This window comes from Mycobacterium sp. (assembly GCF_035603715.1).
GTDB lineage: Bacteria > Actinomycetota > Actinomycetes > Mycobacteriales > Mycobacteriaceae > Mycobacterium.
Genome location: NZ_DATNJW010000446.1, coordinates 1 through 7,200, shown reverse-complemented (window position 1 = coordinate 7,200; position 7,200 = coordinate 1). Strand labels below are relative to the sequence as shown.

Here is a 7,200-nt window from a genome sequence, read left to right as displayed (position 1 = left end):
ACTGCGGTGTGACTCCCGGGACCATGTGCCAGGACTTGGTCGCCGCATCGGTGAACGGGCCGCCGTTGGGCAGCATTCCGGTCGGCAGGCTGGCGTCGAACTGAGTCAGACCGCGAGGCGGCGCATCAGCGATCACCGTACCCACCGCGCCGATTTGCGGCGGGCCCTGAATCGGACGCCCGGAGGCGGGAGCGGACGCGCTGGTGCCGGTGACGGTCTGGTACAGCACGACCCCGGTGACGGCTATCAGTACCGGCAGCGCGTACGCGCGCCAGCCGTAGGTCGACACGAACCGTCCCAGCCAACTCTGTTTCCGGAAGCGGTTGGTGTCCCGGTTCGACCGGACCCGCCCTTCGCCACCCCACGCCAGCGGGTCCCGTTGAGCGCGCAGCGGTTCTCGCCAGTCGTCGCGAAGAACCGGTGTCCGGTTGCCCCCGCGCCGGTCGGGGTCGAAGGTCACTTTCCCAGGATGGCACAACAGCCGCTAGCTGGGACTCTCGGCGCGCCCGAACGCGCTCGTGAGACGCCGCCATGCAGACATTCAAGCCGTGAGTGATGATCGAAAATGCGAGGCGGGTAGTAGTGTTCTTCCGATCAACAGCGCACTCGCATCACCGGCGCTATGACAAGCAGATTGAGGAATGGATGAGCGATCTTGCCAACGCCGCCGGACGGAGTGGGGTGAAGCCCGGCACCTCTGCTCGGCGCGGCAACCGATTGCCTCGTGACGAGCGTCGGGGCCAATTGCTCATGGCTGCCAGCGACATCTTTGTCGACCGCGGCTATCACGCCGCCGGAATGGACGAGATCGCCGAACGCGCCGGCGTCAGCAAACCCGTTCTCTACCAACACTTTTCGAGCAAACTGGAGCTGTATCTAGCGGTCTTGCAGCGCCATGTCGAGAATTTGGTGTCCGGCGTGCGCCAAGCCCTGCGCACCACCACCGACAACCGGCAACGGCTGCGGTCGGCCGTGCAGGCCTTCTTCGACTTCATCGAGCACGACGGCCAGGGCTACCGGTTGATCTTCGAGAACGACAACATCACCGAGCCTCAGGTTGCCGTACAGGTACGGGTCGCCACCGAGTCGTGCATCGATGCGGTCTTCGACCTGATCAGCGCCGACTCCGGGTTGGACCCGCACCGGGCCCGGATGATCGCGGTGGGTCTGGTCGGGGTCAGCGTCGACTGCGCGAGGTACTGGCTGGATTCCGATCGGCCGATCACCAAGGACGACGCCGTTGACGGCACCGTGCAGTTCGCCTGGGGCGGCCTGTCACACGTGCCGCTTACCCGCTCTTAGCGGCGACGCTTCCGATCCCGAAACCGACGCGACGCGAGTCCGCGGCGCCGATCTCGACGTAGGCGATCTTGGCCGAGTTGACCACGAAGCGGCGGCCCTTGTCGTCGGTCAGGGCGAGCACATCGGAGCTCTTGCCCAGCGCGCCGGTGACGAGTTCTTCGACCTCGCTGGGGGTTTGCGCGGTGTTGAAGACCAGCTCGCGCGGACTGTCTGTGATCCCGATCTTGACCTCCACGCCGGCCCCTTCCCAATCCTCGTTAGTCGATGCTTCGACAAGGCTAGTGGACGCCCGGTGAGTGTGCGGAAAGCCGGTCGCCGCCAAGGATTCGCGGACGCCGGGCAGACCGGCCTCCGTTGACAAATCGTGACCTGACACGCCCGCTTACCCGGCCTCGAGCAGGTGTCACACCGATAACATCTGCATCATCAACACCACGGAATACCTGGGCCGCGAGCTCCAGGACTACTCAGATGACGAGACCGTCGACGACATCTACGCCGACGGCGATGACATGCACCCCGAGGAGCGCTGGCGCCCGGTCGCGGCCATCGCCGGCATCATCTTCGTCCTCGCCGTCATCGCCACCGTGGTGATCATCAACGGCGGCGACAGCGCGTCGACGTCGGCCACCGTCGTGGCGCCACCGAGCCGCAGCGCGTCGCCGCGGCCCAGCCTGGTGCCGGTCCTGCCGCCCGAGACAGTCACCACCGTCACCCCGCCTTCGCATCAACCGAGCCCGACGGCCACCAGCACGACGCCGACCGAGACCCCGCCGCCCGTCGCTGTCCCGGCGGTGCCGCCGGACGTCGCCGAGCGCACTTTTGTCTATCGAGTCACCGGCACCAAGGGTCTTCTGGACTTGGTCACCGTCGTCTACACCGACGCGACGGGTGCACCGCAGACCGACTTCAATGTGTCGCTGCCGTGGTCGAGGACCGTCGTACTGAACCCGGGGGTAGGGCTGCGATCCGTCGTGGCGACGAGCCTGACCGGCCACCTCAACTGCTCGATCAGCGATGGCGTGGGTCAGAACGTGGCGATCTCGACCAGCAGCGCGATGATCGCGACCTGCAGCCGCTAGGCCTAGTCGAGCCCCAGTTCACGCATCCGGTCGTTGTGTAGGCGCTGAAGCCGGTCGAAGAAACCCGCCAAGTGCGTCAAGCCCTCGGTCCTCGACACCACCAGATCGACCAGCTCGTCGTGTTCGGCCAGCACGTACTGGGCCTGGGTGATCGCTTCGCCCAGCAGGCGACGTGACCACAACGCCAGCCGGCTGCGCTGTCTGCCGCTCTTGGTCACCGCTGCGCGCACCTCGGCGATGACGAACTGCGAGTGTCCGGTCTCAGCCATCGTCGCGCGCACCACGTCGGCAACCTCGTCGGGCAGTCCGTCGGCGATCTGCAGATAGAAGTCGGCGGCCAGCGAATCACCGACATACGTCTTGACCAGAGCTTCCAGCCAGGTGCTCGGTGTGGTCAGCCGGTGGTAGCCGTCGAGGGCGGGGGCGTACTTCGAAATAGCCGGCACTACATCGACGCCGCGGCTCTCCAGGGTGTCGTGCAGCAACTCGTAGTGCGCCATCTCGGCTGCCGCCATGCTCGCCATCGAGATCCGGCCCCGCAGATCGGGCGCCATTCGCGCCTCTTCGGTGAGCCGGTAGAACGCCGCGACCTCGCCGTAGGCCAAGATCGCGAACAATTCGTTGACGCCGGGATGGTCCGCGGGCAGCCGTGGCGGAGGCGGATCGGCCAGCGTGTCGCCCGGCGAAAGCGGAGTCATGCCAACACTCTAGGTGTCATGCGGGGCGACCCGCTGGGCGCGGCAAAGCCGCGCTGACGATCGCCACGAGGCGTCATGCGGGGCGACTCGCTGCGCGCCACAGAGCCGCCAATCCGGCCCATAGCGGCCCACCAGCTACAATCAATCCAGGTAATGGCGGTAGATCCGTACCACCGCTGCCTAAGCAATGTGCGTGCACGCAGTTGGCCCGCCTCAGTAAGCGCAGGGCCCGCGAATCGGCAACGTATTCGACAGTCAACTGGTGCGCGCGTGACCGCAACGATTGACAAATCGAATACGAAACCGAAAGGCATATGTGCTTCACGCATGACTCCACTCATCACACCTAACCGAGCCGCAGCCGAAACAACTTTTGCCGACCTCGGTGTCCGCGACGAAATCGTCCAGGCACTGAAAGAGGAAGGCGTCGAACATCCCTTTGCCATCCAAGAGCTGACCCTGCCGCTGGCACTCACCGGCGACGACCTGATCGGGCAAGCCCGCACCGGGATGGGCAAGACCTTCGCGTTCGGCGTGCCGCTGCTGCAGCGGATCACCACCGCGGGGCCCGATCGGCCCCTGTCCGGCATCCCCCGGGCACTGATCGTGGTGCCCACCCGTGAACTCTGCCTGCAGGTCTACGGTGACCTGTCCACCGCCGCCAAGTATCTGACCACCGACGACGACCGAAAGGTGTCGGTGGTGTGCATCTACGGCGGCCGGCCCTACGAGCCGCAGATCGAGGCGCTGCGCGCCGGCGCCGACGTCGTGGTCGGCACGCCCGGGCGGCTGCTCGACCTGGCCCAGCAGGGACACCTACAGCTCGGCGGCCTGTCCGTGCTGGTGCTCGACGAGGCCGACGAGATGCTCGACCTGGGCTTCCTGCCCGATATCGAACGGATTCTGCGCCAGATCCCCGACGAGCGGCAGGCGATGCTGTTCTCGGCGACCATGCCGGATCCGATCATCACGCTGGCTCGCACGTTCATGAACCAGCCCACCCACATCCGGGCCGAGGCGCCGCACTCCTCGGCGGTGCACGACCTGACCAAGCAGTATGCCTACCGCGCCCACGCGATGGACAAGGTCGAGCTGGTCAGCCGGGTGCTGCAGGCGCGCGGACGCGGCGCCACGATGATCTTCACCCGCACCAAGCGCACCGCGCAGAAGGTCGCCGACGAGCTCGCCGAACGCGGTTTCGCCGTCGGCGCCGTGCACGGCGACCTGGGTCAGATCGCCCGGGAGAAGGCGCTGAAGCAATTCCGCACCGGCGCCATCGACGTGCTGGTCGCCACCGACGTGGCGGCCCGCGGGATCGACATCGACGACATCACCCACGTCATCAACTACCAGTGCCCGGACGACGAGAACACCTACGTGCACCGCATCGGCCGCACCGGCCGGGCCGGCAAGACCGGGATCGCGGTCACGCTGGTCGACTGGGACGAGCTGGCTCGCTGGACGATGATCGACAAGGCCCTCGGCCTGAACTGCCCGGATCCGGCCGAGACCTACTCCAACTCGCCACACTTGTATGTCGAGCTGGACATACCGACCGACATCCAGGGCTCCATCGGGGCGCCGAAGAAATCGCCGGTCAAGCGCACGGCGTCGGCTGGCCGCAATGGCGAGTCGGGTGGCCGCAACGGCGACGAGCCCGCGCAGCAGCGCAACAGCAACCGGCAGCGACGCCGCACCCGCGGCGGCAAGTCGGCGACCGGCCATGCCGATGCCAGCGGCAACTCCGACACGGATACTTCGACCCCAGCGGCTGATGCCGGGTCCGGCGACGGCACGCGGGCACGGCGTCGTCGTCGTCGCCCCCGCAAATCGGCGGGCGCGACGGCCGGCGCCAACTAAGCCGGCGCCGCTGCTGCCCGATGGTCAAGCCGGAACGCCGCACCAAGGCTGATCTGTTGGCTGCAACCGCAATCGCGGCCGTCGTCGCCGTGGCCGCGGCGTTGATCTGGTGGACCAGCGACGCCCGGGCCACGATCAGCCGGCCCGCGACGGGGCCCGCTCCCAGCCCGCGGCTGGCCCACGAGGTCCCGGCCTCGCTGAAGCAGCTGTGGACCGCCCCGAACGCGCCGACCGACCAGCCTGTCGTGGTCGCCGGAACCGTCGTCACCGCCGACGGTCGTACCGTGCAAGGGCGCGATCCGGTCACCGGCCAGGTGCGATGGACCTACTCGCGCGACAGCGATCTGTGCGGGGTCGCCGGGGTCTACCGCTTCGCTGTCGCGGTCTATCGCGACGACCGGGGCTGCGGTCAGGCCAGCACGATCGAGGGATCCAACGGCAGCCGCGGGCCCGCCCGCAGCAGCTACGCCGACAAGCGGGTCACCCTGTCTTCCGACGGCACCACGGTGTTGTCGGCCGGCGATACCCGCCTCGAGCTGTGGCGCTCGGACATGGTCCGGATGTTGTCCTACGGCGAGATCGACGCGCGGATCAAGCCGTCGTCGAAGGGCTTGCACACCGGATGCCGATTGACGTCGGCGGCGGCCAGCTCGTCGGCGGTGTCGGTGTTCGAGGCGTGCGGCCGGCAGACCGATCTGCGGCTCAAGCTGCTGCGTCCGGCCAAGGAAGAGGACGAACCCGAACAGCGCGATGTGCCCGAACCGGGCATCGGCGTGGATTCCGGCGCCCGGGTGCTGGCGCTGGCCGAGACCAGGACGGCCGTCTACCTGCCGGCGCCGCAGCCCAGGGTCGACGTCATCGACGCATCGGGCACCACGGTGGGAAGCACGCTGCTGCCCAAGCCGCCGTCATCGACCAGTGTGGTGAGCCACCCCGGCAACCTGATCACCTGGTGGACCGGCGACAGGGTGATGGTCTTCGATTCCGCGAACCTGACCTACCGCTACGCGATCGGGCCCGCCGGCTCGTCTGTCCCGGTGGGTCCGGCGACCATGATGGCGGGCAAGTTGCTCGTCCCGGTCACCGACGGCATCGCCGTCTGCGACCCGGTCACCGGCGTCGGCGAAGGCTTCCTGCCGGTGCAGCGGCAGCCGACGAACTCGGCGGTGATCCCCGCCGTGGCGGGTTCACAGCTGCTCGAGCAGCGGGGCAACACCCTCGTCGCGCTGGGCTGACTACACGTCGATGCTGAAGGTCGGCAGCGCCTTGCCTGACTTCCAGTGCTTGAGCAGCGCCTGGGCTAATTCCTGGTAGGCGGACGCGCCCTTGTTCTTGCGTGCGGCGAACACCGACGAGCCCGACGCGCTGGCCTCGGCGAAACGCACCGTGCGCGGGATCGGCGGCGCCAGCACCGGCAGGTCGTAACGATCGGCGACGTCGAGCAGCACGTCGCGGGTATGGGTGGTGCGCGGGTCGTACAGCGTGGGCAGCGCACCCAGCAGCCGCAGGCCCGGGTTGGTGATCTGCTGGACGTCGTTGACCGTGCGCAGGAACTGTCCGACGCCGCGGTGCGCCAACGTCTCACACTGCAGCGGCACGATGACTTCGTCGGCGGCGGTCAGCCCGTTCAGGGTGAGCACGCCCAGTGACGGCGGGCAGTCGATCATCACGACGTCGAACTGGTCGCCGAGCTTGTCCAGCCCGCGCTTGAGCGCGTACTCGCGGCCGGCGCGCATCAGCAGCATCGCCTCCGCGCCGGCCAGGTCGATGTTCGCCGGCAGCAGCGTCATTCCCTCGGCGGTGTCCACCAGCGCCGCGTTGGGCTCCACCTCGCCGAGTAACACCTCGTGCACCGAGACCGCCAACTTGTCCGGGTCCTGGCCGAGCGAAAACGTCAGACATCCCTGCGGGTCCAGGTCGATGAGCAACACTCGCCGTCCCGCTTCCACCATCGCCGCACCCAACGACGCGACCGTCGTCGTCTTGGCCACCCCGCCCTTCTGGTTGGCCACCGCCAGCACTCGGGTCCCCTTCATCTGACGCCTCTCCCCCTAGATCGCTCGCTGGCGGTTAACAACTGCCATCCTGGCACCAACAGCATGGTGCCCGCGCGCGGATGGCTATGTGTGTCAGGCAGAATCGGTCAGCATGGGCGTCGAGAGCCATCGGCTGGTGTTGTTGCGCCACGGGGAAACCGAGTGGTCGCTGTCCGGCCAGCACACCGGGTCGACCGATCTGGACCTCACCGACAACGGTCG

8 protein-coding genes and 1 pseudogene are annotated in these 7,200 nt (G+C 67.6%); 5 read left to right on the top strand and 4 right to left on the bottom strand.

Annotated features, from left to right (window positions below):
• Positions 1-460, bottom strand: a pseudogene (locus tag VN856_RS18430) (hypothetical protein); the annotation flags it as partial.
• A gap of 185 nt (positions 461-645) precedes the next feature.
• Here VN856_RS18430 and VN856_RS18425 point away from each other — a divergent pair.
• Entirely contained in the window at positions 646-1,302 is a 657-nt protein-coding gene (locus VN856_RS18425) for a TetR/AcrR family transcriptional regulator (RefSeq protein WP_325691607.1), read from the top strand.
• Here VN856_RS18425 and VN856_RS18420 read toward each other — a convergent pair.
• Positions 1,289-1,537, bottom strand: coding sequence for a DUF3107 domain-containing protein (locus tag VN856_RS18420; protein WP_325691611.1), 249 nt, complete (start codon positions 1,535-1,537; stop codon positions 1,289-1,291). The genes VN856_RS18425 and VN856_RS18420 overlap by 14 nt on opposite strands.
• 187 nt (positions 1,538-1,724) lie before the next feature.
• On the opposite strand from VN856_RS18420, the gene VN856_RS18415 reads away from it, so the two are divergent.
• Positions 1,725-2,384: a hypothetical protein gene (locus tag VN856_RS18415; protein ID WP_414686992.1), complete on the top strand. Its 660-nt coding sequence runs from the start codon at positions 1,725-1,727 to the stop codon at positions 2,382-2,384.
• A 2-nt stretch (positions 2,385-2,386) separates the two neighbouring features.
• Here VN856_RS18415 and VN856_RS18410 read toward each other — a convergent pair whose 3' ends face one another.
• Positions 2,387-3,082, bottom strand: coding sequence for a ferritin-like fold-containing protein (locus VN856_RS18410; protein ID WP_325691603.1), 696 nt, complete (start codon positions 3,080-3,082; stop codon positions 2,387-2,389).
• Positions 3,083-3,409: 327 nt separating this feature from the next.
• On the opposite strand from VN856_RS18410, the gene VN856_RS18405 reads away from it, so the two are divergent.
• A complete protein-coding gene (locus tag VN856_RS18405; RefSeq protein WP_325691601.1) occupies positions 3,410-4,942 on the top strand; it encodes a DEAD/DEAH box helicase in 1,533 nt (510 codons plus the stop codon).
• Positions 4,943-4,962: 20 nt separating this feature from the next.
• Positions 4,963-6,177, top strand: a complete 1,215-nt coding sequence (locus tag VN856_RS18400) for a hypothetical protein (protein ID WP_325691599.1) — start codon at positions 4,963-4,965, stop codon at positions 6,175-6,177.
• Here the strand turns inward: VN856_RS18400 and VN856_RS18395 are convergent, their stop codons facing one another.
• The gene (locus tag VN856_RS18395; RefSeq protein WP_325691597.1) at positions 6,178-6,978 is read right to left on the bottom strand and encodes an AAA family ATPase; all 801 of its coding nucleotides are present in this window, start codon (positions 6,976-6,978) and stop codon (positions 6,178-6,180) included.
• Between the two features lie 112 nt (positions 6,979-7,090).
• On the opposite strand from VN856_RS18395, the gene VN856_RS18390 reads away from it, so the two are divergent.
• A partial coding sequence (locus VN856_RS18390; protein WP_325691609.1) for a histidine phosphatase family protein occupies positions 7,091-7,200 on the top strand: 110 nt, incomplete at its 3' end.